A 2,769-nucleotide genomic window follows, 5' to 3' on the forward strand; every position below is an offset into this window, starting at 1 on the left:
GCTTCCTTTTAATTTATTTTTTATGTTTCCTGCTATGCTTGTAGCTTAGGAGAGCGATAGCTTTGCAACTCACTCCCATACTAGTATTCATCTTCACCCACCAGCCTTTTTATTGCTAAATACTGCTGCCGTATATCCATCGCGGAGCTGAGAATTATTTATTCAAAACTTGTAAACCGATGAGTGGAATTAAAGTATACCTTAAACCAAATGTTGTATTTGAGCCGTTGTATGACAGATGGTATGCGTGGAGTCATTTGATTTTTCCGGCTACTGCTGCCATGAACACTATAGGAAGACACCTGGTGATCATTGATTCTTATCTGGCCGCACCTGTTATTCATGCCGAGGCCGTGCGTAATCCTAAAATGAAGGGAGGGCCTTTCATGGACCTGGGAGGTGGAAGGGTAGAAGAAGTAAAAGCGTTAAAAGAAAAGATATTGACAACACAGGCCCACCTGGTCCGTTTTGCAAAGGCAATCAAGGAACTGGACCTGATGCTGGCCACAGAGGCCAAAGGATTCGGGCTGGAAGAATTGTATCAGAAAGTACCTGAAATGCTGAAGGGTTATGTAGAGCTCTTTTATGATCGTAACAATAATGCAGATTTCCGGTTTTTTGAATCGCTCTTATATCAGAGTGAATACTATAATGATAGCGCTCAAAGTATTGCACTATGGATCACGGATAATGATCACCGGCCTTTTTGTTTGAGTACTCCCCGGCTGGATGAGCCGCATGTGCTTCACCTGGAAATACCATTTAATCATCCCGGTATTGATGAACTGGCGCGCATGAAAAGAGTGCCGCAGGATTTAAGTTACATCAGTAAATTATTGGGAATAGCCGGATCGGAAGCATCCCTTTTTGAAACATTCTTCACAACAACTCCGCCTCCGGTGTATAAAAAATATACAGGCGATAAAATCCGCATGAGATATTTTGGACATGCCTGTATACTGATAGAAACAAAGGACGTGACTATACTCGTTGATCCATTGATCAGTTACTATGGCTATGAGTCAGATGTAGCGCACTTTTCAGATGCAGACCTGCCGGATACAATTGATTACGTACTGATTACACACAACCATCAGGACCACGTGCTGTTTGAAACTTTACTGCCCTTAAGGCATAAGGTGAAAAAACTGATTGTGCCACGTAGCAGCACTGGCCAGTTGGAAGATCATAACCTGGCGTTAATGTTTAAGCAGATTGGTTTCAACAATGTCATCGCTATAGATGAAATGGAAACCATCGAATTTGGTGATTCATCTATTACCGGCATACCATTTACCGGCGAGCACAGCGATCTGAATATTTTGACCAAGTCTTGTTACCTGGTAGAGATCAGTGGCTTTAAGTTGCTGTTTCTGGCTGATTCCAGGATATTGGAATCAGCGCTCTATAAACATATTCATCGCAAAATCGGGGATGTAGATGTTTTATTTCTGGGAATGGAATGTGACGGCGCGCCTTTAACCTGGATCTACGGGCCGTTAATGACAAAAAAGCCAACCCGGGAACAGGATGCCAGCCGGCGTTTGGCTGGCTCTGATTGTGCAAAGGGTAAAACGCTGGTAGATATATTCAATCCCAGGGAACTATATGTATATGCCATGGGAATGGAGCCCTGGTTGGAATTCATCAGCAGTATTAAATATACAGACGAATCTAATCCTATTATTCAATCCAATAAACTGATACAACTTTCAAAGGATAAAGGAATCATTGCAGAACGGTTATATGGAGAAAAAGAGTTGTTGTATGAAAAGAAGGAAGAACCTGTGAAGGAGTTGTCATAAAACCTATCCTAAAAACCATTTCCCACCCCTTATCCATCTCTTTTAAATATTCTGACAATTTTAAAACTGAATGTGAGGTCTGAAACCTAAGTGTTTCCTGATCACGCATTCTACAGGGCATATACATTTCATCAGAGAACTATAAAGATTCACTAAAAAAATATTTATGGGATTAATAACTATTTCTCAGCATTATGATGCTTACCTGCCGGAAGATCATGAAACCTGGGCCGCATTGGCTAAAAGGCAAATAGAATTGCATAACGGAAGAATATCAAAAGCATATCTGGACGGGTATGAAAAAATACAGCTTGATGAAAACCGGATTATAAAAATGGATGAGATGAGTGAGCGTCTGCATAAAATAGCCGGATGGACGATCACACCAGTAACAGGGTTGATACCAACGAGAGATTTTTTTTATATGATTATTAATAAGAAATATCCTGTTAATATCTCTATGAGGAAGCCATGGGAGATGGACTTTAGCGAACAACCGGATATATTCCATGATGCGTTCGGGCATTTGCCTTTGCTGACAAATGAAAAGTTTACCCGGTTCCTTACCGCTTACAGCAGCATTGCACTAAAATATGTGCATCATGAAAGGGCCATTGATTTTCTGGGGCAATTATACTGGTTTACCTATGAAATGGGCATCATCAATGAAATGGGCGAAAATAAGCCTTATGGGGCCGCTATTATCACTTCAAAAGATGAAATCGCCAATGTTTACGATGATGCCATTCCCAAATATGCCTTTGATCTGGATCATATATTTCGCACGCCTTATAATCCTTTCAAACTGCAGAAGGAATATTTTATTATCAACTCCTTTGACGATCTGTTTAATAGTATCCAGCATCTGGAAGTAAGGCTTAATGAGCATTTGATGCTGACTGAGAAAGATCATACAAAGAGTGACTATTCATTAAATACTTTATAGAAATTATAGTTTGATTCT

The 2,769-nt window shown here is 40.3% G+C and carries 2 protein-coding genes; both read left to right on the top strand.

All coding sequences use genetic code 11. The features are described 5' to 3' along the window. The first annotated feature begins 179 nt into the window (after positions 1-179). A complete protein-coding gene (locus tag HHL17_RS17055) occupies positions 180-1,805 on the top strand; it encodes an MBL fold metallo-hydrolase (protein ID WP_169226047.1) in 1,626 nt (541 codons plus the stop codon). A gap of 166 nt (positions 1,806-1,971) precedes the next feature. Then, the gene (locus HHL17_RS17060; protein WP_169226048.1) at positions 1,972-2,751 is read left to right on the top strand and encodes a phenylalanine-4-hydroxylase; all 780 of its coding nucleotides are present in this window, start codon (positions 1,972-1,974) and stop codon (positions 2,749-2,751) included. Positions 2,752-2,769 lie beyond the last annotated feature (18 nt).

Source organism: Chitinophaga fulva (assembly GCF_012927205.1).
Classification (GTDB): domain Bacteria; phylum Bacteroidota; class Bacteroidia; order Chitinophagales; family Chitinophagaceae; genus Chitinophaga; species Chitinophaga fulva.

Excerpts from the sequence above, each read along its gene's own strand:
- HHL17_RS17055 (WP_169226047.1), top strand. The coding sequence starts at position 180 with ATGAGTGGAATTAAAGTATACCTTAAACCAAATGTTGTATTTGAGCCG.
- HHL17_RS17060 (WP_169226048.1), top strand. The coding sequence starts at position 1,972 with ATGGGATTAATAACTATTTCTCAGCATTATGATGCTTACCTGCCGGAA.